The organism is Shewanella sp. ISTPL2 (genome assembly GCF_013283205.1).
Taxonomy (GTDB): domain Bacteria; phylum Pseudomonadota; class Gammaproteobacteria; order Enterobacterales; family Shewanellaceae; genus Shewanella; species Shewanella oncorhynchi.
Genome location: NZ_JAAPAV010000001.1, coordinates 3,559,071 through 3,585,081 on the forward strand (window position 1 = coordinate 3,559,071; position 26,011 = coordinate 3,585,081).

Sequence of the window (26,011 nt, forward strand, 5' to 3'; positions counted from 1 at the left end):
ATGAGATTAATCCAGCGCTAGAAATGACAAGAGCCAACCTATTGGTTAGCTCTTTATCTCATGCGAGATAGCTTTACTTCTGATTTCTATCCAACAAGAGCAACAACTGGCACCGCTTATATCGCAACCTTGGTTGACGAATCAGCTCATGATGAACTGATTATAAGTAGTAGAACTCCAACTAACCCACGCTTTTTAAGTAAGCCGGCACATCGGCAATACTGTCGAGTACCACAGTGGCATCACTGTCATCAGCAATAACCTTACCACTGCGCACTAATATACGAGTAGTCACGCCCGCCGCTTTCGCAGCCTGCATATCTTCGGCTTTGTCGCCAACCATGACTGAGTTCGCTAAGTCGATTTTTAAGAATTGCGCCGCATCATTAAGCATACCCGGCTTAGGTTTGCGGCAATCACAATCGACCTTATATTCCCCTATGCCTTTCTCGGCATGGTGTGGGCAATAGTAAATCCCATCGAGCTCGACCCCTTTGTCGGCAAAGTTCCAATCCATCCACTCCGTTAAGCTGTGGAATTGGTCTTCAGTGTACATGCCACGGGCAATACCAGATTGGTTAGTGACGACAACTAACTTGTAGCCCATTTCTTTTAAAGAGAGGCAAGATTCAAACACACCGTCAATATATTCGAAGTCATCCACTAGGTGGACATAACCATGGTCTTTGTTAATCACACCATCACGGTCTAAAAATACTGCTCGACTCACTGTAATACTCCCAAATCGCCTAAGGCGTTATCGCGCTATTATTCCATTCATTATCAGAAATTGCACCGCGAAGTTATGCTTTTAGCGCTAAATTGCGCATTAGTGATATTTCGTGGCTGTACAGGCAAATCTCTATGCACAGCTTGTGTCTATGCGAGATAGCAATTGTCCCACCAAATTAGAGTCCAAAAAAAATCCAGCAGTGAAATGTGTAATTACACTGTTTTAATCAAAATACTCAATCGAAGAAGCTGAACAGCGTTTTTACAAATAATGGCCACCGTTGCCATCGAAGCCGCTCGCAAGGAATGCGCTTCAAATCGTAAGAGAAAACCACAAAAAACCCCGTCTTTTGGGCATTGTTAGTCTCTGAGATGCTGCACTCAATCAAGCATTTCCCTTTATTTGTGGTGTTTTTAACGGTAATCTTGGGCAAATAACGAGAAAATACCCGAAATAGACGGAAATAATGAGTCGAACTACGCCTATCGTCCACAAAACCCGCACCCAGTTAGTTGTGGAAGTGCTCAGAGAGAGAATTCTTTCAGGTGACATAGCCGCAGGAGAACCCCTCAGACAAAGTGCCTTGGCTGAAGCGTTAAATGTCAGCCGTATTCCGGTGAGAGAAGCATTATTGCAACTCGAAGCTGAAGGACTCGTTAAGTTTGAGCCCCATAAAGGTGCGACTGCGACCGTTTTATCCGTCGAACAAGTCACCGAACTCTTTGAATTACGTGCAATGATCGAAACCGATCTGCTTGCGAAAGCGATCCCACGACTTCAAGAGGCTGATTTAGAAAAAGCAGAACGTGTACTCGAACAATTGGAGTCGGCCTTCAAACATGAAGATGCCGTCGCCAGTTGGAGCGAGTTGAATACGCAATTTCACACTTGCTTATATCAGGCGGCTAATCGCCCACACACCCTTGAGGTTGTTCACGGCCTCAATACTAATTGTGATAGATACATTCGTTTGCAGTTATTGCTCGCGGGGGGAATTCCTGCCGCAGAGCATGAGCACAGGGCTTTGCTCAACCACTGCAAACTGAGAGAAACAGAAAAAGCGACGGCGCTACTGCGTCATCATATTCTGCATGCCGCAATGACAATTCGAGATCTCGTCGCCAAACAGGTGGTCTAGATCACGGACGGCCATTAGAGTTGCCGATAAGCTTTGTTGTCGATTCAAGGCAGCGCTCAGGTTCTGCCTTTTTTATTTGAGAGAAACCACCATGCAGTACGCCACTATCACTGGTTGGGGCAAATGTGTTCCACCAGCCACGCTGACCAACGATGATCTTGCGACCTTTATCGAGACATCCGACGAATGGATTAAATCTCGCACAGGGATCAGCCAGCGCCATATCAGTCATGTAAATACCTCTGAACTTGCTTCAGTTGCAGCACAACGTGCGCTCGCAGCAGCAGGTATTGATGGCAGTGAAATCGACATGATCATTCTTGCCAGTGCCAGCCCAGACACTTTGATCCCAAATATTGCATCCACTGTACAAGCTAATATTGGCGCCAGTTGTGCAGCATTCGATATCAATGCTGCCTGCAGTGGCTTCTTATATGGCTTAGGTTTAGCCAGCTCACAAATCAAGAGTGGCCAGAGCAAGAAAGTATTAGTCATTGGTGCTGAACGTTTATCTTTCTATTTAGATTGGTCGCGCCGCGAAACTGCAGTGCTATTTGGTGATGGTGCGGGTGCCGTTGTGGTTGAAGCGACAGATGTTGCCGGTGGCGTGCTCGGTTATGAGCTAAATAACGATCCTGAAGGTCGTGATATTCTGAAAGCAGGCTTTGGCACGGCGATGGACAGATTCTCAGCCGACTCATTGGACTTTTTCATTGAATTCGATGGCCAAGAAATCTTCAAGCGTGCGATTAACGGAATGAATAAATTGAGCACTAAAGTGCTTGAAAAATGTGGTGTTGATAAGGATGAAGTGGATCTCGTGATCCCGCATCAAGCCAACGAACGTATTATTGATACCTTAGTTAGCCGAATGAAAATCCCGAAAGAAAAAGCCTTCGTGAACATCGCTAATTATGGCAATACCTCGGCGGCGACGATTCCAATTGCCATTTGTGATGCGTTAGAACAAGGCATTATCAAGCCGAATCAAACCATACTCTCTTGTGCCTTTGGCGCAGGCTTAACCTCTGCCGCACTCTTGCTGCAATGGGGAAATCGCGTCACACCTATCAATATCAGTGATGCCGAGTTACCGCCTTGTGATAAAACAGGCATAGAGTTAGTTAAACGCGCTGTAGATTATTTTTGTAAGCCGTAAACGGTTTCTGCAAAACGATAACATAGTGTTTCACTAAAACAAAAAGCCATCTTAATCGATGGCTTTTTTAGTATATGACTACAGAGCTTATTCATTCAGCTTGCTAATGATCATCTCATCCCAATAGATAGCTTGATTAAAATGTTCGGCGAGTTTTTGATTTAACTCGTTAAAGCCTTTAATCACGCCTTCGCTGCCACTAATACAAGACCAGACAAATCGATGGCAATTATTGTCGAATAAATCATATTCCCGATACTGATAAATCGCCTGTTCAGCACGGGGCAACACAGACTCGGCAATAAGAGGCTGATGTTGGTGATTACAGGCAAGATAGATTTGGCTACCGGTCCGTCCCGCTAAAAAACGCTTTACCGATACAGCCCGCACCAACCCTGAGCCATGTAACTCTACGAGGCAATTATCACCAAGCCAAATGCCAGTATGCTCAATCACACCAAAAACATAACAACAGACGATACTCCCAGGAATTGGCGATACTTGTTTTAATCCCTTTTGCCATTGACTCGGCGGTGCCACCATAGCGCGATTGGCAACGGGGGACTTAGGAGCCTTACCGAGTAATCTGTCACGCTCAAGCTGTTGACGCTGCTCGCGCTCATCGGCCAGCAAAACAGCACCGATTACGGCACCACCCACCCAAAGTAAAGGTAACGGCATCATATTCTCCTACACACTCAACTTAGTAGAGTGAAGTACAAGTTGGTTGGATTGCCAAGTTAACGGCAGGTTGAATTTGAACAGAGAATTAAATGTCAACTGAGTTTAGCTTGTCAGTGATTAACCTAAGATGAAATCAAAGTGAAATCAAAGTGAAACCAATCCATCTCAAATGAATTCACTCACCACAAAGAGTGATTTTAGTTAACACTGACTAAGTCGATTTTTGCAGTAAATCAGCCACGGTAAGCTTTGCCGCACCGCCCATAGCAGCCATTTGCGCGAGTAATAATTCCCCACAAGCTAAGGCATCGGTCAGTGCGCTATGGGCTGTATAAATGGGTAAACTGTAACGTTCGCGACAAGCACCGAGACGCAAGCTCCCCTCTTTAATCACTGAGTGTTCCCGTAGTAAACGGTGCTTTTCAATCATTAAAGTATCGATTGTAGGTAAAACAATGGCTTGATGATAAATCGTCAATAAATCCTGCTGTAAAAAACGACAATCTAAAGGGGCATGATGTGCCACCAGCACGCGGCCATAGGTCTGATTGATAAACCAGCCCATGGCTTCTTCAATGGTTACGGCTTGTACCAAATGATTATCAAGAATGCCGTGGATCGTCGCGCTTTGGCCTACACTACCGCGAATTTGTACTAACTTTTGTTCGGCGCGTGCCAACGGGATCTCACCGCGCTCAATCGGCACCAATCCAATACTGAGAATTTGGTCTTGCTGTGGATTGAGCCCTGTCATCTCCAAATCCATCGCCGTTAACGGCGCTTCGGATAACGGCATTGCCAGCAGAGGCAACAGCGACTGATAATAGCCTTTAAATAAATGATGTTGGCAACGCAGCGCCCGCCAATTGAGCTGAGTTTTCAGCAACAATATATTCATATCAAAAACTTCGCATAAATTTCATCTTCATCCCCGCCTGCGCCTCATGCACGACTTTAAAAGCGTCACGTAACTGATGACGAACCAGCGAAGATAAATGCCCAGGCAGCAAATAATTACTCACCTCTACCCCTTGATTATGTTGATAACCTTGGTTCGATAACCGCATATGAGCGATAAACTCGTGGGCATCAGCCAAATTGAGCGCATCTTGTCGATTGAGGATATTCGCATCCATCAAGGCACGAATACGTTTTGCAGTATTCACTTCTTTAATGCCCGCAGACAAGGCATAAACACGGGCAATATCGTTAATCAAAGCATTGCCCTTATGCTTCAAATCTATGCCTTTAACTTCACTACCATCCCGCTCGAGTACAAATTTGCGGAAAAATCCTAGCGGCGGCGACTCCACCAGCGAATTGCCAGTCATACCCGCGAGGAAAATATCGTTATCGCGGGTTTGAGCTAAGACTTTATCCTGTAAGGCATCAAACAGGGTTTGTGGACCGTAAACCGATCGCATATCGAAGAAGATGCTGGCGTGCATTAACGCCTTAGGCTCAGGCGTTATGACCCATTTTTCAAATACCTGTTGCCACTGTTTGAGTGACATCCGCCATTGGGGATTTTGCGCCATAATATTGCCGGGACAAAATTCATAACCGCATTGGTCAAGCCCTGCGCACACGGCATGGGTTAAGGCATCAAAATAACCTTTAGCAAAATCATCCATCTCTTCTGCGACTAACAAGCCATTATCTTGATCTGAACACGCAGCCTGATCTTGTCGTCCCTGCGAGCCAAATGCCAACCAGCAAAAGGCCATGGGCGGTTCACCGAGTAATTGCTGATTGAGCACAATTAATCGCCGCGTCAGCGCATCGGTGACAGAGGTTAACACTCGGCCAATTTCTTCAGCTCTGGCATCGGCACTAATAAGATTTTGCAGCAATAGGGGAATTTGCTTACTGACGCCAATTAAACTGGCAAGATCCTGCTGCCGTTCAATCTCACCAATCAACAGTAGCGGTTGTGAGCCCTGCCCGCGCAAGATGTCGGTACTGGTCACCATACCGATAGCTTTATCTTGATCAATAATAGGTAAGTGATGAATGTTATGCTCACTCATCAGCAGCATGGCTTCAAAAATCAATGCATTGGAGGAAATAGAGATAGGTGAAACCGTCATGGCTTGATGCACAGCAACGCTGCCATCAAGCCCTGCTGCTAACACGCGATTACGCAAATCCTTATCGGTTAAGATGCCAACCAATTTATGATTATCCGTCACCAATAAGGACGATACTCGGCGATTTCGCATCAAGAGTGCCGCCTGAGTCACGCTAGCTTGAGCATCAATAACGATGGGAGTGGAAGACATCAAGGTACTTATCCGACTTGTGGTCGTCAGATCCTTTGCCTTAAAGCGGGCCTCATGGCGTAAACGCTTTGCGAAGGCGCGGGTAAAAAACTTATCGAAGTGACGACTCTCACTCCTAAGGCTATCAAACAAGGCTTGGGGCAGATGATAAACTAGACCGTCTTCAAGAATAGCGACTTTATTAACGACTTTTTCCCCTGATAACAAAGTAGAAAAGCCAAAAAACTCACCCTCACCCACTCTATCCACCAACACGCCGTCAGGATCGCGCACCTCAAAGGCGCCGCTACGCACCATATACAACTTAGGCGAATTCGCGTCGAAATTAACATAACCAGAGGCCTTGCTGTAATACCCAACAGTAACAGCCTTAGCGCAGCGCACGACTACATCCTCAGGCAGAGCATCAAAGGGCACAAGTCCCTGTAGAAATTGCACTACGGGTTGTAACTCACTGGCATTCATAGGCAACACCTTCTTTAGGCGAATTTTTACTGAGATGTCATCACTATAGCCTGCATTGTCGCTACGCTACATTCGACTAAAGTCAGCCGCAAGCATAATAAAGTGACTCCCCACAGAGTCATAAAGGCAGGCCAAAAGAGGCCATAAAAAAGAGCGCCGAAGCGCTCTCTTGTGTTGATACTCACCATTACGCAGTAAGGTTAGTGGCCGCTTGCTTCACCCGAACCTTTAGGGAAACGAATCGATTCAACCATCTCCTGAACATGCAGTGGTGTTGCCGCAGTGACTCGACTCACTATCGCTGCTACACCGAAGTTCACCAGCATGCCTACCATACCAATACCTTCTGGTGAAATACCCAGGAACCAGTTAGCAGCTATGTTAGCCGTTGGATCAACAAACTTGAAGTAGATGATATAACCCGCAGTAAACAGTAGACCCGTTAACATACCAGCAATCGCACCTTCTTTATTCATTGTCTTAGAGAAAATACCCATAACAATGGCAGGGAACAGTGAGGAAGCCGCTAATCCGAAGGCGAATGCCACCACTGCCGCCACGAAACCAGGAGGGTTCACCCCAAAGTAACCCGCAATCACAATGCCGATACCTGCCGCCAAGCGAGCGTATAGCAGCTCTTTTTTATCGGAAAGGTTAGGCATTAAATTCTTTTTCAATAGGTCGTGTGAAACCGACGTTGAAATCACCAATAGCAAGCCTGCAGATGTTGATAACGCAGCGGCTAAACCACCCGCCGCCACGAGGGCGATAACCCAAGCTGGTAAATTAGCGATTTCTGGAGTAGCAAGTACGATAATATCGTTATCAATCTTCATTTCATTTTTGCTAGCGGGATCTTCAATCTTACCTGACGAATAGTAAATTTTACCGTCGCCATTTTTGTCATCCCACTTAATCAAACCGGTTTTTTCCCAGTTCTTAATCCAATCTGGTGCAGACTCATAAGCCACACCTTTAGAATCGGGACCGTTAATAGTTTCAATCATGTTCACGCGGGAGAACGCTGCTAACGCAGGCACTGTGGTGTACATAATCGCAATAAAAACAAGCGACCATCCGGCAGTGATACGTGCATCTTTCACCTTAGGTACAGTGAAGAAACGCACGATAACATGGGGTAAACCCGCAGTACCCACCATCAAGGCACCCGTAATACAGAACACATCTATCATGCTCTTAGAACCGTCGGTGTAAGGTGCAAATCCGAGCTCAACCGAAACGTTATTGAGTTTTTCTAACAAATACACACCGCTATTATTGCCAGCGGCATCTAGTAACTCAGCACCAAAACCAATTTGCGGAACTAAGTGGCCTGTCATCATCACTGAAAGGAAAATAGCCGGAACCATAAAGGCGAAAATCAGTACGCAGTATTGGGCAACCTGAGTGTAGGTAATCCCTTTCATACCACCGAGTACCGCGTAGAAGAACACGACCGCCATACCGATATATACGCCCGTATCCACATCCACTTCAAGGAAACGCGAGAACACAACACCCACGCCACGCATTTGCCCTGCAATATACGTAAAGCAAATAAAGATAGCGCAGATAACCGCGACTGTGCGTGCCGCCTGTGAGTAATAACGCTCACCGACGAAATCTGGCACAGTAAACTTACCAAATTTACGTAAATACGGTGCCATACAAAGGGCAAGCAATACGTAACCGCCAGTCCAGCCCATCAAGTACACGCTACCATCGTAACCGACGAAAGACACAATACCCGCTAACGAAATAAATGACGCCGCTGACATCCAATCTGCCGCCGTTGCCATACCGTTCACCACAGGGTGAACACCGCCGCCAGCAACATAGAACTCTTTGGTTGAACCCGCACGGGTCCAGATTGCAATCCCAATGTAGAGCGCAAATGAGAGCCCTACGATAATATATGTGAGTGTTTGAACATCCATCTCAAAGCTCCTTAGTCTTCTTGTACGTTATATTTTTTATCTAAGGCGTTGGCTTTTGCCGCGTAGACAAAGATAAGCGCAACGAATACATACATAGATCCCTGTTGTGCAAACCAGAAACCTAATTTGAATCCCATGAAATGGACTTCATTGAGTACATCAACCAATAAAATGCCGCATCCAAAAGAAACTGCCGCCCAAATGGCTAATAAGCTCAGTACGAGACGAATATTCTCGCGCCAATAACCCTTTGCCTTGTCGTTGTTTTCAAAACCCATAGTGACTCCCCTGTGCTGTTTTAATTTTAAGTCATGTTTAATCTAGCAACAGCTGGTGTGAGCACAATCACGACTTTCGTCTAACCCGTGATTCAAAACACTGTCTGCAAATAGCGAATAGAAACAAATTCAAAGAGTTAACAATGATATTACATTTTGATGCGGTTTTAACTTTTTTAACAGGTTAGACCAATGTCGAACATGAATGAGTGGGATGTGAATGGAGAAAGAGGATTTTCAACCAATAAATAGAAATAACTTATTGTCTGAACTAGGGAAATTAGAAATTTAAATGACCTTTAATACAGCTCTAGACTGGCTAAAAATCAGATGACTTGAGGTTTTTAGCCTAGATTATCGAGAGTTTTAATCATGAGTTTCTCAATCAATTAGAGACGTTAAATCTTTCATCAAACCTAGGTCAGCCCAATTGCTTACCGTTTCATTTCATCATGTTATTTCGTCAAAATGTTAGGGTTTGACTCACAGTCACCTTGCAGGTTTACAACAAAAAATAACCCAGCCTATGCTGGGTTACTCAATCTACCTTGAGGAAACGTGACTAAGCGTTACTCGCAACAAGCAACTTTCATCGCATGATACATCGCGCGCCGTCCGTCTATAAAATGCCGTTACTTCGCAGCTAAAAACTTCACTAACGCCGCCAATTCTTCTGCGGTATGTGCGGTTGAGGTCAGCATATAACGGCCATTAACCAGTAATGACGGTACCCCCTTGATCCCAGCAAGCTCAGCTTGAGAGTCATAATTCATTAGGGTGAATTTAGCATCGACGGAATTCATCGCGGCATCTACATCATCCACCCTAGCGCCTTGGGCAATGAAAAAGGCTTTTACTTGCTCAAGGGTGGTAAATTGCTCACCTTTCTCATGAATTTGCTTAAAAATGGCACCATGGGTTTGCTTAGTCATCTTTAATTTTTGCGCCATATAATAGGCAAACTGGCTCAATTCCCAAGCGGGACGACCTGCACCAACGGGGGTACGCTCAAAGGCCACATCTTTGCCAAGCAGCTTTACTGTCGACTCAATGAGCGGTTCTTGCTTATAACAATGTGTACAGTTATAAGAAAAAAACTCCCGCAGCACTGGCTTTTGCGTTTCGGTAATGCCCGCCACAGTGACATAATCCTTGCCTTCCTCGAAACTTGCAGCCTGCAGGGCAAAGCTGGCACTCAGCATTAATCCGCACGCAAATACTGCTATAGGTCGAACTCGATTAAACACGCTCATTATATTGTCTCTTTTTATTCGCCATTTGTTTAAATAAGGATTACACATTTGCTCAAGCAAACTTGGAACCCAAAGATAACCTAAAAGTTCGACTTTTACCTTTAACAGTAATGAACCTTTCTCAACATGCCGCTAGCATATCCAGCGGCGAAACATACTGATATCGAAAGCCTAAATCTGTGACAATCGCGTCAGCTTGGATGACTTTACTCGGCATAGATTGTTGATTAAATTCTGGCGCGACTAAACCTAGAGATTCGGCAGCAGCTTGATAAAACTCAGCTTTAGTCGGATGTGAAGGTGCGCAAAGATTATAAATCGGCGCCACTGATAATCCAGAATGAGTTGCCGCGAGAATGGCGCTAACGGCGCGCACACAGTCGCTAAGATGGACTAAATTTACCGCGACATTCGCTCCACTCACATCGGTTTTTCCAGCAAGAAAACGCCCAGGATGACGTTTAGGACCGACGAGTCCAGCAAAACGAACGATACAGGTATGGGGCAATGCTTGAAATAAAGCTTCAGCATCTAACAGCACTTGGCTATCGCTTGATTCTGTCATCGCATCGGCTTCTGTCATCAATTTATCTTGGGTCGGATATACGCCCGTAGTGCTGATAAACACAATCCGCTGATATTGCCAGCCTTGAGTTAATGCGATGAGTTGTTGTAATTCTTCAAGATAAGCGGCATTACCACGCTTTAGCCGTGGAGGAATATTGACCACCAGATAATCGGTCTGAAATAAACCGCTTAACGCCTGAGCATCGGGGGCAGATGATGCTTCGTGGCCCAATTGCAGCGGATAGGCTTCAATCCCGACTTCAGTTAATACCGATAATTCTTCGGCACTGCGCTTACAGCCAGTGACTCGATAGCCCTCATGGACAAGTTGCTTTGCCAAAGCAAAACCAAACCATCCACAACCGACCAAAGCAACACTGGATTTTACTGCGCTGTTTTCTGCTTTTACATTCGCCATATTAGCCCTAAGGGAATCACATCAGCGGATAGAATACGGAACTTAGCGCATAAGATTCAAGTTTGTAGCGAACTAAAATAAAAACTAATCCCTTTATCGACTTGTAAGGTACGAATCGCCCCCTCGGACAACTCTTCCGCCTTGATGGCTTTTTGTACTGTCACGCCTTCATTACTTAAAAAACGCAGCGATGGCTCACTACCATCCTCTTTGCAGGCCCACACTTGGGGTTGACTCACATCTTTAGTCGTCATCATGACTTTTGCGATACAGCCATCGGAGAGTTTCACTATGGTTCCTGGTGGATAAATACCGAGAATTTTAACCAAAATAGCGATTAAAGATTCGGCATGTTTAGTGGCCCGATTCTTAAACAAATAACCTAAAGCGACTTGAGGAGAGGATATTTGTTGACCACTGAGCTGTTGATCGTAGTCATTTGCCAAACTCACGATCTGCGTAATGATAGGAATTTTATGATCAGTTAACCCATCAGGGAAACCTGAACCGTCAATAAACTCATGGTGGTGTAGCACAATGTGGAGTACTTCTTTAGGGAATAATCCGGAACGATTGAGCATGTCATAGGCGAAATTAGGGTGCATTTGCAGATAATTTGACTCATGAGGTGTTAAGGCTCCGCGCTTACGGCGAATAACATCAGGTACCTTAAGTTTTCCAATATCATGTAACAAACTACCAAGAGCAATATCACGCAGTTCCCTTGGGCTTAAATCCAGTGCATGACCCATCATCATTGCTAATACTGCCACAGAGACCCCGTGCTGGGTCACACTGACATCGTTATCATCCATTCCGACCAAAGTGAGGAAAGGTTTTTCAACTTCCTGCAAATGGCTTAGCAAGTCTTCTACCAATGACGCCGACAATCGATAGGCACCTTCGGGATCACTGGCTATCTTGCCAAATACATTTCGGCAGTTATTTACATTCTCAAGGAAACGCTTTTGGCTTAAACGTATCGCCTTACGGGTATCGGCCTTAAGATCCCGCTCAGGTGGAACTTCAATTTCATCTTCAACATCCTCATCTTCCCTAACAGTCTCCGATCCGGGATTCAATTCAGATAACAAAAAAACATAGGGAACGCCTAAGCCACGGATCATTTCGATTTGAGCGGCACTGCTAATATCAACACGGTTAAATAAAAAAGGGTGGTTCGTCCATGACAAAGGCAACTTGACTCTCATGCCAAGTTGAATTTCTGACAGTAACAACTTTTTTTGAGGTACTTTTGCCACGCAATATGACTCCTTTCAAATGTAATGTGGATATAAACAGATGACCTCATCTGCGTATCCAACAGGGCACATTTAAGCTAAGTACATATAACTATAGATGATTCAAAGCATTCAATGGAGAAATAAGGTAAAAATCCTTATCAAACTGAGGGATAGAACACATCGTCATGTGCCCCACCGCTCAGTTCTAAATAAAGTTATTATATAACAATACGATAAAAACTAAGGCTGAAGTTCTTGAGCTTCTTCTTTTGGCCAATCACGGAGGTAATAACTGAGTCGCTTCGATTTAATAAGATAAATACTCGACCAAAACAACATTAAAGCATCTAAAGCAAGACTCCAATGAAACAGAAATTGGCTATGGATTAACCGCTGACCCAACAAAACGCCATCAATCATCAACAGCAACCACAACCCCCATTTTAAATGCACAAAAATCGGTCTTAACCATTGGGGCGAACGTCGACGTTCAGCTATCACCACAAGATAAATCAAAACCGCGCCAAGTCCCGCCCCGAGTGCTAGCAAAAAATCTGACTTTTCAGGGTAAAAAATCCGCACTAACTCAGAACGATCACCCATCTGAGTCAGCGAGGCGATAAAAATACACCAACCACGCGCGAGATAAGCCAAAAGCGCATATAAAAAGATGGGCGGTTTAATGTGGCCTTTATCATCGAGCCAAGTGATGTGACTAAAATTCAAATAGGTTTCCAATCAGCAAAATCTAAAACAGCATATCAAGGAGATGGTGCCAATCGCAGTTAATTCAATAGCCAAAGCAGATAATCTTTCCGCACCGTGATTATTTTCAGACAAAAAAATAGCGCCTTGGGCCAGGCACTATTTAATATCGGCTATTCGGCGGTATTCACCCCTTGATACAAGGCTGCAGCCGCTACAGCCAGCATTGAATCAACATCAAGCCAACGCCCTCTCTGAAATGACGCCAATCAAGCGTTCGCGGCGAGAAGTGCTAACAGCTCGTCTTCATCCATCACTTTAACACCAAGCTCCTGCGCTTTAGCCAGTTTTGAACCTGCCGCCTCACCTGCCACTAAACAATCGGTATTTTTGGAGACACTGCCTGCCACTTTCGCCCCCAGCGCCTGCAACCGAGCTTTAGCATCATTGCGATTGAGCTGATTTAAGGTGCCAGTCAATACCCAAGTTTGGCCTTTAAGCGGCTGTGCATCTGCACTAGGTGCTTCAATGGCAGGCCAATGAACACCTGCAGCAACTAAAGCATCAATAACTTCAAGGTTATGGGGCTGGGCAAAAAAATGGGCCACATGCTGTGCAACAACAGCACCAACATCTTCCACTTCGGTTAACTGCTCCACAGTTGCCACCCGCAGCGCATCTAGACTGGCAAAGTGCGCCGCCAGGTTTGCTGCCGTCGCCTCGCCCACTTCGCGAATACCTAAGCCATATAAGAAACGCGCAAGAGTGGTGGTTTTGGCCGCTTCAATCGCGGCAGCTAAATTGGTTGCCGACTTCATCCCCATGCGGTCAAGCATAGTCATCATAGAAGCGGTGAGCTTAAACAGATCCGCAGGACTTTGAACTAACTCTTTATCAATCAATTGCTCAACGACTTTGTCGCCCATGCCATCGATATCTAAAGCCTTGCGGGATGCAAAATGCTTAATCGCTTCTTTACGCTGCGCTTCGCAGAATAAACCACCGCTACAGCGCGCCACAGCCTCACCTTCTAGGCGCTCAACTAAACTGCCACATACAGGACAATTGTGCGGAAATACAATGTCTGTCGCCGTTTCAGGGCGTCTTTCGGGCACTATGGCAACAATTTGTGGGATAACATCGCCAGCGCGGCGGATGATCACTGTGTCACCGACTTTAATGCCTAAGCGGGCAATTTCATCGGCATTGTGCAGCGTCGCATTCGATACCGTCACGCCACCAACAAACACTGGCTTTAAGCGTGCTACTGGCGTGACAGCACCTGTGCGGCCCACTTGAAAATCAACGCCTTCAAGTTGGGTCATTTCTTCCTGTGCGGGGAACTTATAAGCAATCGCCCAGCGGGGTGATTTAGCCACAAAGCCTAAACGTTGCTGCTGGGCAATGTCGTTAACTTTCATCACTACGCCATCGATTTCAAAGGCTAAATCACCGCGACGGCTGAGAATATCTTTGTAGTAGTCATAGACTTGGCTTAGTTCAGCGCAGACTTTAATTTCGCTACTTACGGGTAAACCCCACGATTTAAGCTGCTGTAACTGCTCGAAATGGGTTTTAGCTAACGGATGGGAATCCGGCTCCACCACACCGAGCGCATAGGCATAAAAAGCCAATGAACGGGCAGCAGTAATTTTACTGTCAAGTTGTCGCAAGCTACCGGCTGCTGCGTTACGCGGATTCACGAAGAGTTTTTCATCTTTGGCGCGCGCCCTGTCATTCAAAGCTTCAAAAGCGGCTTTTGGCATAAAAGCCTCGCCGCGTACTTCAACGAGTTCAGGGAAGTCATTACCACGTAATTTAAGCGGGATCGATTTAATGGTTTTAACATTTTCAGTGATGTCTTCACCCACTGAACCATCGCCGCGCGTCGCCGCACGCTCGAGCACACCATGGCGATACAAGATACTCACGGCAAGGCCATCAAGTTTAGGCTCACAACAAAAGCTCACCTCACCCACTTTATCGGTGACACGCTTATGGAAAGCACTGAAATCCGCCTCATCGAAGGCGTTATCTAGGCTTAACATAGGCTTAAGGTGCGTGATTTGATCAAATTTGGCGAGCGCTAATCCGCCCACCCTTTGAGTCGGTGAATCAGCGACAATCAAATGGGGATACAAGGCTTCTAACTTGAGTAAACGCTGCATCAACCTGTCGTACTCAGAATCGGTAATGCTCGGAGCATCGTCCACATAGTAACGAATGTTGTGCTCGTTCAGCGATTGGCTGAGCGCCTGCATCACCTGCGATGCGTTTTCTGGGGTGACGTCTTTAGACAGAAGTGTATCGAGTTGAATGTCTTGCATATTCTTTATCCAGAATTCTTTAGATCACAAAAAGTAGATCACAAAAAATGAGGCCGCAATAGCGGCCTCATCAATCTATTAACCGCCAAGTTGCGGTGTCGGCTTAAGCGTTAGCGCGAATGCGGTGTAAATAATCTTGCTTAGTGAACTCACCCCAAGGTTGGCGTTGTCCGTCAAGCACGACCGCATCGATATCATCCGCGAGTTGACGCGCCGAGTTAAGCATAATCGAAAAGTTCATTAGGGCGTCACCGTAACAAGGCAAAGTCATGAAAAACACCACGCCTTGGGTACTGAACTGCTCCATATTATCAGGATCAAACACGCCAGGCTTTAGCATATTCGCTATCGAGAACAATACTTTTCCATTGCCAGCATTATCCACATGGCGATGGAAAATATTCATATCGCCATATTTAAAATTCAAGGTTAAGAAACAAGGCAGCAATTCGGCGCCGTTAAGCTGTAGACCCTCTTTAGCGACCACGTGTAATACCAGTACGTCGCGTGGTTCACCTAACTCATCTTCAGCGGCTTGTTCGGCAACCTCTTCTTGATAGCTATCTTCTTTATATTCATTTTCGTCAAACAAGGCCGTTTGCTGCGGAGCTGCACTACGTAACGCATGCTCCTGCTCAGCCGCTTTTTGCGCGACGATAGCCGCATGGGATTGACCCATTGGCGGAGTTTGCGTGCTCGCTTGAGTGTTCAAGACGGGCTCTTGACGCGAGACTTTCGGGCCACGGTGTTGCTCTTTTGCCACGGGTGGCTGCAAGCTAAAATCAGGCTGAGCTGTCATAGGCTCGTGTTTAGGGCCAACTTTCAACTCTGGTTTAAATTCTGTTGATTTAAACTCTTGTGGTTTAAATTCAGGCTTAGGTTCTAACTTTACTTCCTGCTTCAAATAAGGATTGGCCGCAGGAGTTTCGTTGTTAGGTGCAAGTTCACCGGCTTTGCGCACGCGTACGGCGCCAATACCATCGGCATCAAACCCTTCTGAATCGATCCGCTTCGGACTCGGCTCACCTTTCTCAGCCTGTTTCTTATAAAAGTTGCTCATTGGGCTATCTTTCAATGATTTAGGCTGTTGTCTTCTGATAGACCAAAATCCATGCACCAGCACAGCAACTATGGCTATGGCGCCTAAAACGAACAATACTAGTTGCAAATCTTCCATTGGTTACCCTGTCTTTCTTCTAGTTATCCAGCGTCAGCCATCGCCACCGCTTGCTCTATGTCTACCGCAACTATACGAGACACACCGGGCTCGTGCATAGTCACGCCAATAAGTTGATCCGCCATTTCCATGGTTATTTTGTTATGGCTGATATAAATAAACTGTACGCTCTGTGACATTTCTTTTAGCAATCGACAGAAGCGTTCTACGTTGGCATCGTCTAATGGCGCATCCACTTCATCTAACATACAGAAGGGAGCAGGATTCAGCCTAAAAATGGCGAATACCAATGATAAAGCGGTTAATGCTTTTTCACCACCCGAAAGAAGATGGATTGTGCTGTTCTTCTTCCCCGGTGGTTGGGCCATGATAGTCACGCCCGTTTCTAACAAATCGTCGTCAGTTAACGCTAAATAAGCTCGGCCGCCACCAAACACTTTCGGAAATAAGCGTCCGAGATCTTCGTTGACTGAATCAAATGTCGTCTTAAAGCGGCTTCGAGTTTCTTTATCTATTTTACGGATCGCTTCCTCTAAGGTTGCAAGCCCTTTATTTAAATCGTCATCTTGATGATCAAGATAAGATTTTCGCTCACTTTGCTGTTCAAATTCTTCGATCGCCGCAAGGTTAATGGCACCTAAACGAACAATTTTCTGCCGGATTTGATCTAAATCACTCTGCCACTTGTCTGGCATCCCCTCTGCCGGCAAGTTTCCAAGGATTTCAGACAGAATGATTTGCTGTTCTTGTAAGGCTTCCAGCTGACTATTCGCTTGGCCTTTTATTCCTTCACGACGTAACTTTAACGTGCTCAGGCTTTGAGTCAAGTCCTCAAGCTTACCAAGCTCTTGTTTTTGCTTTATTCCTATACTGTTTAATGTGTCTGTGAGCACACTTTGCTGCTGACGAACCTCTTTTAAGCCCTGTTGTTGCTCATGTTGTTGCTTTAGTAACTGCGTTAACTGTTCAGTTAGCTGCACACTATTTTGCACCCCACTCAATTGGGCAACTTTGGCAAGTTCTGTTAACACAGACTCGCGGGAGTGGATGAGTTCATTGACACGCACTTGCTGTAATTCAATTTGCTCCGCGCTCACGGCCATGCGCATCGTCACGGCTTGCAACCCCGTCGCAGTGGCTGATAATTGACGTTCTACCTCAGTAATACGCCCTTTTAATGCTTGATGGCGCACACTATCGGCCTGTGTGTCTTGGATGAGTTGCCGCTGAATATCTTCACTAGCCTGCAGCGTCTCATCGAGCTCCATTTCTTGTTCTGCTAATAATTCGCATTGCTCGCTTAAGCGTTCAATATCAATCAAACTCGTACTTAAAGCCGCGTCGAGTTTACTTTGCTGTTCGACGCGCGCCTTCACTTGCTCGATTAAACCACTAAGCTGCATCGACTTAGTCGCTTTGTCTAACTGCAATTGATGTAATTTTTGCGCGCCATCGGTCAGTTGCAGTCTTTGTTGCTGCAAAATAGCCGCAAGATCTGTCATCTTGTCTTGCCGAATCTGCAGGGATTGTTGCAAATCGAGGATATTTTGCGCTAACTGAGCTTGCTCTTTACTGAGTTGCACCAGTGACTGGGCGCCCTCTGTTTTAGTGATTAAAAAACCTTGTCCCAGTAGATAACCGTCGGCAGTGACAATCCGTTCATCGGATGTTAGCTGTGGCAGCAGTTCTTTCGCTGCATGGATATCCTTTGCCCACTTAAGCCCCGCTAACCAAGGGGCGAGATTCACCTTAGCCTGTAAAAATTCACTTTGGCTTGATTGTGACGCTAACGCTTGAAACCCCATTTCAGTTTCAGTGACGCCAACGGGCAAGGTCAACAAGCCATTTAGGGCGAGTTCGGCCGCGGTTTCCCAACCATTTTCAACAGTTAAACTCTGCCATAACTGCGGTTTATCACTCTGCTGTTCTTGCTTAGTCAACCACTGTTCAACCAGCTCATGGCGCGCTTTAGTCGCAGTTAATTGCTGCTGAATGTGCTCAGCGCTATGGCGGGCTTCATCTAAGGCTTGCGTACTTGCACTTACACTTTGTTCTTGCTGATGATTAATTTCATTTTGCAGTGTGAGCGCATCATCCAAAGACTCAATATCTTGCTGCAATGGTGTAATACTCGATGCGAGATCACCGTCCATTAACGCCACAAGTTGCGCCTGCTGCTCACGACTTTGCTGCTGTTTGTGTTGCAGTAATTGCTGCTGATGCGCTAACTGGCTGCGACGCAGTTCAAGCTGTAACTTATGCTGAGAAACATCCGCTGCCTGTTGGCGCGCCACTTCGGCCTGCTGCTGACTGCGTTCTATGCTCATTTCCCATTGGGATTGCAGCTCATCCATGAGCTCTTGTTGCTCATCATGCTGTGGCCCAAGTTTGGCAAGTTCAAGCTCTAACGCGCTAAGACTCGCTTTATAGCCGTTAAGCTTATCGGTGTTTTGTTGGATCTGCTCTTTGACTTGCGCCAACTGGGTTTCGAGCTGGGCGTCGCGTTGCTTTTGATTCTGTAGCTGTTGCTCTAACTTAGCGATCTCAGTACCGGTCAGATAATAGGCTTCAACCGCTCGCTGCTCTTGCTCCGCCAATTGCGCGAGTTGCACTTGCAATTCAGTGGTCTGTAATTCATCAGTTTGCGCGAGTGACTGCGCCGCCGCTTGCTGCACTTCAATAGCACTTATCTGCTCAGATAGGCTCGCCATCTGATCTTGCAACTCTTGATAGCGCATCACAAGGAGTTCAGCATGGGTCTTACGCTCGGCCTGTTTAAGCTCACGATATTGTTTAGCGGCTTTAGCCTGCTGCGCAAGTTTATCTAACTGCTTACCGAGCTCACTGCGAATATCGCCCAAACGCTCGAGGTTTTCGCGGGTATGGCGAATACGGTTTTCAGTTTCGCGCCGACGCTCTTTATAGCGGGAAATCCCGGCGGCTTCCTCAATAAAGGTACGCAAGTCTTGGGGTTTAGATTCAATCAGGCGGGAAATAGTGCCTTGCTCGATAATGGCATAACTTCGCGGGCCAAGACCTGTGCCCATAAACAAGTCGGTAATGTCTTTACGACGACACTTTTGACCATTGAGAAAATACCAAGACTCACCGTCGCGGCTCACCTGACGCTTAACGGCGATTTCTTCATAACTGGCATACTGACCAGCGAGGCGACCCTCTTTGTTTTCAAAAATAAGTTCAACACCCGCCACAGACACAGGTTTTCGCGCGCTTGAACCGTTAAATATCACATCGGCCATAGAATCACCGCGTAGGTGCTTCGCCGAGCTTTCACCGAGCACCCAACGCACGGCATCGATCACGTTCGATTTACCGCAGCCATTTGGGCCAATAATGGCGGTTAATGCCTGTAAAAAAGGAATTTTCGTGGGATCGACAAACGACTTAAAGCCGGCAAGTTTTATCTGTTTTAATCTCATGGTGCCAGTTAGCGCGTCTCTGAAGTCTGGCCCGAAAATGAGCCGAGCGGTGCAAATGCATTCTGCTGGCAACTTTAACAAAGCAGGCAGCATTTTGTAACGCTTTTTATTGAATTCATGCGGCTTTTAGCTTGTCATCTGTCCATGAGTTGATCACAATCGCATATAGCTGTCGCTTAACTTTTTGGAAAAACGATATGACACAGAAAAAAACCTTGCCCTTCCCAGCCAAAAGTGGCGTTAATTATTTTCTCGATGGCTTTGGTTTAATCACACGTAAAGGCCTGCGCACTTTCGTATTTATTCCGTTAATGATTAACCTACTGCTGTTTGCTGGCGTCATTTATGTAGCCATAGGCCAGTTAGATACGCTATTCACTTGGATGAATGCCCAGCTCCCTGAATATTTAAGCTGGTTAAACTTTTTGCTTTGGCCCCTCGCCGTCACCACTATGCTGGTGATGCTTGCTTTTGTATTTAGCTCCGTCATGAACTGGCTCGCCGCCCCCTTTAATGGTCTGTTGGCTGAAAAAGTCGAGCAGCTGTTAACTGGTAAGCAGCTGAATACCGATTCTGGTATTGATTTAATCAAAGACTTACCGCGTATCCTTGGGCGTGAGTGGATCAAACTCAAATACTATCTGCCCCGCGCACTGGTATTTTTGTTATTGTTTTTAGTGCCTATGGTAGGCCAGACGCTGGCGCCGATTTTATGGTTTCTGTTCAGCGCTTGGATGATGGCGATTCAGTACTGCGATTATCCCTTCGATAACCACAAGGTCAGTTTTAAAGATATGCGCTTTGCCTTGAATCAAACCCGTGGCACCAGTTTTAGCTTTGGCGCAACTGTGACGCTATTTTCGATGATCCCCATAGTCAACTTTATCGTCATGCCAGTGGCGATTTGTGGCGCGACGGCCATGTGGGTCGATAAGTATCGTGAAGCGTATCGCAACCATGCCATCGCACCCGAGTAGTAACACCAGCAGTGCTGAGTCATGGCTCAGCACTGCTCCCCAATTTTTTAGACCCAATAATCCAATCATGTTTCGCCTCGTTAAAATCAACGCAAACCTTGTAACAATTACTCGCTATTGTTAACTTCACATTTTCTGGCAAAATGCGCGCCACGAATGTGTTATTTGAGTCTTTTTTGTTGAAATCAATCTTAGCCATCATCTTATCTAGTCTTACTTTTCTACCTGTAACTTGTCTTGCTGGCTATGCCAGCCAATTTCAGTTAGCCATTCCAACACTTAACAGTGCTGCCAATATCGACGGTGAGTTGGACGATGCCATTTGGCAACAAGCCGCAGTCACAGAGCTCAAATACGAAACCCAACCAGGGGAAAACATTGCCGCATTAGTGAAAACCGAGGCGCGAGTCTATGCGACTAAAACCAGTCTTTTTGTGGCATTTACTGCCAAAGACATTAATCCCAAACTCATTCGCGCCACACTCAAGGACAGAGACAAACTGTGGAGTGATGATTTAGTCGGAATTAAACTCGATACTTTTAATAATGCCCGTTTAGCATACCAATTTTTTATTAATCCCCTTGGCGTGCAATTAGACTCAATTGAAAACGAACTAACGGGTGAAGAAAGCGAAGCATGGGATGGTATTTGGAAATCCGCAGGCAAGATCACCGCCGATGGCTATCAGGTCGAAGTCGAGTTACCACTGAGACTGTTCAACTTTGACGACAAGAAAAGCCTGCAAGAATGGGGCTTTGAGTTAATTCGTTATTATCCACGCAATGAAAAACATCGCCTATCGACCCATAAGATTGACCGTAATACGAGTTGTCAACTTTGTCAGTTAGGTGTGGCTTCTGGCTTGGCGGGGGCAGAACAAGGACAGGATGTACAAATCACCCCGACTTTTATCGCCAACCGTAACGAACATAAACAGGCGGATGGCTGGGAAGCTGATAACAATCTCGAGCCAGGTGTAGACTTGCGCTGGGGCATTAATTCCAGCACCTTACTCAATGCCACCATTAATCCCGATTTTTCCCAAGTGGAATCCGATGCTGGCCAGCTCGATGTGAACAGCACTTTCTCCTTGTTCTATGATGAGAAACGGCCGTTTTTTTTGGATAATAAAGACTATTTCGACACACAGGTCAATCTGCTGCACACCCGCAATATTGTTGCACCTGACTATGGTATCAAACTGACAAGTAAGAGCGATGATCACACTTTAGCTCTGCTAGCAAGTAACGATAGCCAAACCACGTTTTTAGTGCCGGGAAATTTAAGCTCAGAGGTTGCCTCGCTTGATCAAGAAAGTTTGAACCTTGCGGGACGTTATCGTTTCGACATGAGCAAAACCTTCTCCATCGGCGGATTACTTACCGCGAAAACAAGCAGTGACAACACTCACAATGGTGCAGCAAATGCCCCCCATAATGGGATCAACAGCCAACCCGATTACCACAACTATGTCATTAGTCTGGATGCGAAATATCAACCAACACCACAGGACAGTTTCACTGCGCAAGTGGCCCAATCGGATACTCAGTACCCCACGGGAGTTTATCGTCAATTTTGTACTGATACTGAAAATGACCCTAGTAATGGTTTGCCCTGTGGCCAATCTCAGCTTGATTGCGAACTCGGTCACTGCCAACTCAACGAACAAGTATTACGTAGCCAATCTGATAGCCGCTTTGGCGGCAATTTATATCAGTTAACCTTTAAACACGAAGAGCGAAATTGGTTTGCTTACAGTGAATACAACGCAGTTGATCCCGATTTTCGTGCCGATTTAGGCTTTGTCGAAAAAATCGATTACCGCACCTTTGAGGCTGGTGCGGGTTTGATTTGGTATCCTACGGGCACCTTTAACAAGGTGGAATTAGCGGGAGATTGGGATATCACTCATAACCAAGCAGGCGAACGACTTGAAGAAGAGTATGAAGCCTACATAGAAATCCTCGGCGCATTACAAAGCGAAATCACCTTTGGTGTAGAAACCCGTGAACGTGTGGGCCCTCGCCTCGATGCTTCACTGCTCACTATCGCCGGAAATAGTCAACTATATGATGAAACCCAAGTGTGGTTTTATGGCGCAGTAACCCCGTTATCGCCCCTGAGTATGGAGCTTGAAATGTACTACGGCGATGAAATTGATTTTATCAATGATAGGCTGGGCACTAAAACGCAAATGAACCCGAGTATCAATTGGAAAATTGCTAATGGACTTTCTATCGATATCTCCCATCTTTATCAGCAAATGGATGTGGAACAAGGTGCACTTTTTACCGCTAATCTGAGCGATGTACGCCTCAACTGGCAATTCAGTCTACACAGTTTTATTCGCCTTTCTAGCATTTACACCCGGATAAATCGCAATGTGGCGCAGTATTTATATTCAGCGCCGCAGAGTGAGGAAGCGCATTTAGGCAATGAGCTCCTCTACGGTTATAAACTCAATCCGCAGAGTGTGTTCTACCTCGGATACTCTGATAGTTTACAGGCTAATGATGAGTTAAGCCGCCTGACGCGGGACGAGAAAACCTACTTTATGAAGTTAAGTTACGCATGGCTGCTATAAACAATCATTGCCTTAAACAGAAAGCAACTTAGGCAAACAACTGACATAAAAAAGCCCACATCTTCCTCGATGTGGGCTTTTTATTATGACGGTGAGAATCTTAGACCTTCTGCAGAATAACACTGCCAATAGAATATCCTGCGCCAAACGAACTCAATAAACCTAAATCGCCAGTCTTAAAGTCACCGGAAAACTTGTGAAATGCAATAACAGAACCCGCGGAAGCCGTATTGGCGTATTCATCTAGTACCACGGGCGCTTGTTCCGCAGACACATCATCCCCAAGCAACTTTCTCACCACAAACTGATTCATGTTGATGTTCGCTTGATGTAACCATAAACGCTTGAAGGACTGTGGCGTTAACGCTTGTTCGGCCAGATGTTCATCCAAATGTTGATAAATCATCGGCAACAGCTCTTTAAATACCTTACGCCCTTGTTGGTGGAATAACTTATCGGCTTGATGGGCCGCACTCGGATCGCAGCGATTCAAGAAACCGAAATTACTGCGAATATTGTTCGAGTAATCGGTAAAACAGCGGCTTGAGAGGATCTTAAACACATGGTCAGACTGGGCTAAGCTTTGTTCTTCCAGTACCAGAGCCGTCGCCACATCACCGAAGATAAAATGGCTGTCACGGTCGCGATAATTCACCTGTGCCGAGCAAATTTCAGGGTTGATCACTAGCACTCTTGAGGCAGAACCCGTAGCAATGGCATTAGCCGCGGCGACAATTGCAAACGTCGCCGATGAACACGCTACCTGCATGTCGTAACCATAACCCCGCGTACCCAGTGCACGTTGAATTTCAATCGCCATAGCAGGATACGCACGCTGAGTATAAGCGCAGGCAACAATCACTAAGTCAATTTGTTCAGCCTTGAGATTGGCATTTTTAAGCGCCATCAATGCGGCTTCAAGGCCAATCTCGGCCTGCATCGATAATTCGTCACTACTGCGCTCAGGAATCAACGGCATCATGACTTCGGGATCCAGAATGCCCTCTTTCACCATCACATATCTGTGCTTGATGCCAGAGGCTTTTTCAATAAACTCGCTCGATGAATAGGACAAAGCCGCGACATGGCCTTGCTCAATTAAGCCTGCATTTTCAAGATTAAAAATATCCACATAAGCATTGAAGCTCTCAACTAAGGCTTCATTGGAAATACTGTGGGGCGGCGTAAATAGGCCACTCCCCGAAATGACGACCTGTTTCATAAATGCTCCAAACGGGTACTGGTTGTAAGGTGAGCAGAGGATGCATCATCACTCGTAAGCACAGGTGCTAACTCATTTTGCCCCTGCGCTTGTTGCTCTAATCGTTGCTTTTTATGCATTTGCACTAAGTCTATCACGACTGTTGAAGATATTTTATCTTGGATCCCCTGCCGATTGGCATCCCAAAATATTTGCATAAAGCCAAGTAAGCCAGTAGTAAAGCCTGCGGCATAGCCACCATAACGGCCAAACGCGGCCCATAAACTGATGTTGGCACCATCGAGCTGGATCACCCTAATGCCCAACATCTTCTTACCTAAGGTTTGACCATCAAATCGTGCAGTAAAGACGGTAAAGTAAAACGCTGCCCAACCAAAACCCAACCCCATATCACTCAGAAAGCCTTTCACCCAAGCGACAACACTATGGGTTGTAGCTTCATCAACGGTTCTGAGGCGAGAATATTGCGAAGAGCTCACATTCACTGCATCAGCCGCACTTTGCAGCTGTACATCCGGCGAAATAGCTTGAATAGGCTGAAGTGGCTCAGGCGGAGAATCTGTTGTCGCCAACTCAACAGGAAGTGTAATAACAGGCCATAGGCTGCCATTAAGCACCTCCGCCTGTAACTTTTCACTGTCTACGGCAGGCAAACTACTGTTGGCTATGGTTTCTAGCACCATTTCACGTTGATCATTTTCTGTCATGCCCTTTGATACTGAAGCGCTTTTTATCGCTTCATGTAGGGATTGAACTTGAGTTTTACCACAAGCATAATTATTGCACTGGCTCAACGACATCAATGCTGGTAGTGACGTAATGATTTGTTCACCTAATGCCAATTGTTGCTCTACTCCCTCACTGCTTTTAACGTCTGTTCCATTAAAATCAAACAGATTATTGGCGGTTGTCAGCAACATAAAAACCAACATCAGGGCATAAAGTCCCCACTTTAATAAACGACCAAACTTACGACTGCGCTTTTCAATCCAGATAATACTGACCACCAGCAAGACAAACATCCAATCCATCTGTTCAGCTAACACAGTGATCAGCAAACCATCAATCAGTATGGCTAACATCCGCTTCAACGGTGTCGCCAATGGGGTATATAACACGGCTGCTGCAATGGTAAATGCCTTTGGCGTTACCATCGTTTTTGGATCTTTACCCAGATCCATTTGTTGCTGCTTCATCTTTGCGCTTGTCCGATACGAGTGATAGGCTAGTTTTACGATTGAGACATCAAGAAGTTATCCCTGTTAATGCCACAATCTTTTTTATGTTAGCAAGAGGTTAACACAGTTAAACTGGCTGCCAATCAGGGTTTGCGAATAACAGCACACCCTTTAATAACCAAATCGAATAAAGAAGAACAAACAATCACTTCTAAAAGCGCCACAGCAGATTATGATTCAGT

Annotated in this window: 19 protein-coding genes; 4 read left to right on the plus strand and 15 right to left on the minus strand. The window is 45.8% G+C overall.

The genetic code is table 11. From position 1 onward, the window contains the following. Positions 1–181: 181 nt before the first annotated feature. The gene (gene gmhB, locus HUB64_RS15525; RefSeq protein WP_168824129.1) at positions 182–730 is read right to left on the minus strand and encodes a D-glycero-beta-D-manno-heptose 1,7-bisphosphate 7-phosphatase; all 549 of its coding nucleotides are present in this window, start codon (positions 728–730) and stop codon (positions 182–184) included. 469 nt (positions 731–1,199) lie between these two features. Between gmhB and HUB64_RS15530 the strand changes: the two genes are divergently transcribed. Further along, complete coding sequence (locus tag HUB64_RS15530) at positions 1,200–1,871, plus strand: GntR family transcriptional regulator (RefSeq protein ID WP_028760950.1); 672 nt, start codon at positions 1,200–1,202, stop codon at positions 1,869–1,871. A gap of 91 nt (positions 1,872–1,962) precedes the next feature. Further along, positions 1,963–3,030: a ketoacyl-ACP synthase III gene (locus HUB64_RS15535; RefSeq protein ID WP_028760951.1), complete on the plus strand. Its 1,068-nt coding sequence runs from the start codon at positions 1,963–1,965 to the stop codon at positions 3,028–3,030. An 87-nt stretch (positions 3,031–3,117) separates the two neighbouring features. Here the strand turns inward: HUB64_RS15535 and HUB64_RS15540 are convergent, their stop codons facing one another. The 12 genes from HUB64_RS15540 to HUB64_RS15595 all read right to left on the minus strand — a co-directional run bounded on the left by HUB64_RS15540 (position 3,118) and on the right by HUB64_RS15595 (position 19,807). Beyond that, a complete protein-coding gene (locus HUB64_RS15540) occupies positions 3,118–3,711 on the minus strand; it encodes a lecithin retinol acyltransferase family protein (protein ID WP_173244179.1) in 594 nt (197 codons plus the stop codon). Positions 3,712–3,925: 214 nt separating this feature from the next. After that, positions 3,926–4,612: an exonuclease domain-containing protein gene (locus HUB64_RS15545; RefSeq protein WP_173497353.1), complete on the minus strand. Its 687-nt coding sequence runs from the start codon at positions 4,610–4,612 to the stop codon at positions 3,926–3,928. A 1-nt stretch (position 4,613) separates the two neighbouring features. Then, positions 4,614–6,461, minus strand: coding sequence for a DUF294 nucleotidyltransferase-like domain-containing protein (locus tag HUB64_RS15550; RefSeq protein ID WP_173497354.1), 1,848 nt, complete (start codon positions 6,459–6,461; stop codon positions 4,614–4,616). Positions 6,462–6,661: 200 nt separating this feature from the next. After that, entirely contained in the window at positions 6,662–8,398 is a 1,737-nt protein-coding gene (locus tag HUB64_RS15555; RefSeq protein WP_131523557.1) for a sodium:solute symporter family protein, read from the minus strand. An 11-nt stretch (positions 8,399–8,409) separates the two neighbouring features. Further along, complete coding sequence (locus tag HUB64_RS15560; protein WP_006082142.1) at positions 8,410–8,676, minus strand: DUF4212 domain-containing protein; 267 nt, start codon at positions 8,674–8,676, stop codon at positions 8,410–8,412. A gap of 632 nt (positions 8,677–9,308) precedes the next feature. Further along, the gene (locus HUB64_RS15565) at positions 9,309–9,929 is read right to left on the minus strand and encodes a thiol:disulfide interchange protein DsbA/DsbL (protein WP_173244167.1); all 621 of its coding nucleotides are present in this window, start codon (positions 9,927–9,929) and stop codon (positions 9,309–9,311) included. Positions 9,930–10,050: 121 nt separating this feature from the next. After that, on the minus strand, positions 10,051–10,914 hold the full coding sequence (locus HUB64_RS15570) for an NAD(P)-binding domain-containing protein (protein WP_173244164.1): 864 nt from the start codon (positions 10,912–10,914) through the stop codon (positions 10,051–10,053). Positions 10,915–10,970: 56 nt separating this feature from the next. Continuing rightward, the gene (locus tag HUB64_RS15575) at positions 10,971–12,176 is read right to left on the minus strand and encodes an HD-GYP domain-containing protein (RefSeq protein ID WP_131523554.1); all 1,206 of its coding nucleotides are present in this window, start codon (positions 12,174–12,176) and stop codon (positions 10,971–10,973) included. A gap of 222 nt (positions 12,177–12,398) precedes the next feature. Then, complete coding sequence (locus tag HUB64_RS15580; protein WP_173497355.1) at positions 12,399–12,884, minus strand: DUF2919 domain-containing protein; 486 nt, start codon at positions 12,882–12,884, stop codon at positions 12,399–12,401. Between the two features lie 248 nt (positions 12,885–13,132). Then, entirely contained in the window at positions 13,133–15,190 is a 2,058-nt protein-coding gene (gene ligA, locus HUB64_RS15585; RefSeq protein WP_173497356.1) for an NAD-dependent DNA ligase LigA, read from the minus strand. Between the two features lie 103 nt (positions 15,191–15,293). Beyond that, a complete protein-coding gene (gene zipA, locus HUB64_RS15590; RefSeq protein WP_173497357.1) occupies positions 15,294–16,367 on the minus strand; it encodes a cell division protein ZipA in 1,074 nt (357 codons plus the stop codon). A 23-nt stretch (positions 16,368–16,390) separates the two neighbouring features. Then, positions 16,391–19,807, minus strand: a complete 3,417-nt coding sequence (locus HUB64_RS15595) for a chromosome segregation protein SMC (RefSeq protein ID WP_173497358.1) — start codon at positions 19,805–19,807, stop codon at positions 16,391–16,393. Between the two features lie 197 nt (positions 19,808–20,004). On the opposite strand from HUB64_RS15595, the gene cysZ reads away from it, so the two are divergent. Together cysZ and HUB64_RS15605 are read left to right on the plus strand one after the other, a co-directional pair. Next, entirely contained in the window at positions 20,005–20,784 is a 780-nt protein-coding gene (cysZ, locus tag HUB64_RS15600; RefSeq protein WP_173497359.1) for a sulfate transporter CysZ, read from the plus strand. A gap of 176 nt (positions 20,785–20,960) precedes the next feature. After that, a complete protein-coding gene (locus HUB64_RS15605; RefSeq protein ID WP_254451431.1) occupies positions 20,961–23,369 on the plus strand; it encodes a carbohydrate binding family 9 domain-containing protein in 2,409 nt (802 codons plus the stop codon). A 100-nt stretch (positions 23,370–23,469) separates the two neighbouring features. Here HUB64_RS15605 and HUB64_RS15610 read toward each other — a convergent pair whose 3' ends face one another. Beyond that, complete coding sequence (locus tag HUB64_RS15610; RefSeq protein ID WP_028760965.1) at positions 23,470–24,591, minus strand: beta-ketoacyl-ACP synthase III; 1,122 nt, start codon at positions 24,589–24,591, stop codon at positions 23,470–23,472. Beyond that, on the minus strand, positions 24,588–25,787 hold the full coding sequence (locus HUB64_RS15615) for an RDD family protein (RefSeq protein ID WP_173497361.1): 1,200 nt from the start codon (positions 25,785–25,787) through the stop codon (positions 24,588–24,590). The genes HUB64_RS15610 and HUB64_RS15615 overlap by 4 nt, the downstream gene beginning before the upstream one ends. Positions 25,788–26,011 lie beyond the last annotated feature (224 nt).

Excerpts from the sequence above, each read along its gene's own strand:
- HUB64_RS15610 (WP_028760965.1), bottom strand. The coding sequence starts at position 24,591 with ATGAAACAGGTCGTCATTTCGGGGAGTGGCCTATTTACGCCGCCCCAC.
- HUB64_RS15595 (WP_173497358.1), bottom strand. The coding sequence starts at position 19,807 with ATGAGATTAAAACAGATAAAACTTGCCGGCTTTAAGTCGTTTGTCGAT.
- HUB64_RS15550 (WP_173497354.1), bottom strand. The coding sequence starts at position 6,461 with ATGAATGCCAGTGAGTTACAACCCGTAGTGCAATTTCTACAGGGACTT.
- HUB64_RS15565 (WP_173244167.1), bottom strand. The coding sequence starts at position 9,929 with ATGAGCGTGTTTAATCGAGTTCGACCTATAGCAGTATTTGCGTGCGGA.
- zipA (WP_173497357.1), bottom strand. The coding sequence starts at position 16,367 with ATGGAAGATTTGCAACTAGTATTGTTCGTTTTAGGCGCCATAGCCATA.
- HUB64_RS15530 (WP_028760950.1), top strand. The coding sequence starts at position 1,200 with ATGAGTCGAACTACGCCTATCGTCCACAAAACCCGCACCCAGTTAGTT.
- cysZ (WP_173497359.1), top strand. The coding sequence starts at position 20,005 with ATGACACAGAAAAAAACCTTGCCCTTCCCAGCCAAAAGTGGCGTTAAT.
- HUB64_RS15540 (WP_173244179.1), bottom strand. The coding sequence starts at position 3,711 with ATGCCGTTACCTTTACTTTGGGTGGGTGGTGCCGTAATCGGTGCTGTT.
- HUB64_RS15570 (WP_173244164.1), bottom strand. The coding sequence starts at position 10,914 with ATGGCGAATGTAAAAGCAGAAAACAGCGCAGTAAAATCCAGTGTTGCT.
- HUB64_RS15560 (WP_006082142.1), bottom strand. The coding sequence starts at position 8,676 with ATGGGTTTTGAAAACAACGACAAGGCAAAGGGTTATTGGCGCGAGAAT.
- HUB64_RS15615 (WP_173497361.1), bottom strand. The coding sequence starts at position 25,787 with ATGAAGCAGCAACAAATGGATCTGGGTAAAGATCCAAAAACGATGGTA.
- HUB64_RS15545 (WP_173497353.1), bottom strand. The coding sequence starts at position 4,612 with ATGAATATATTGTTGCTGAAAACTCAGCTCAATTGGCGGGCGCTGCGT.
- HUB64_RS15555 (WP_131523557.1), bottom strand. The coding sequence starts at position 8,398 with ATGGATGTTCAAACACTCACATATATTATCGTAGGGCTCTCATTTGCG.
- ligA (WP_173497356.1), bottom strand. The coding sequence starts at position 15,190 with ATGCAAGACATTCAACTCGATACACTTCTGTCTAAAGACGTCACCCCA.
- HUB64_RS15535 (WP_028760951.1), top strand. The coding sequence starts at position 1,963 with ATGCAGTACGCCACTATCACTGGTTGGGGCAAATGTGTTCCACCAGCC.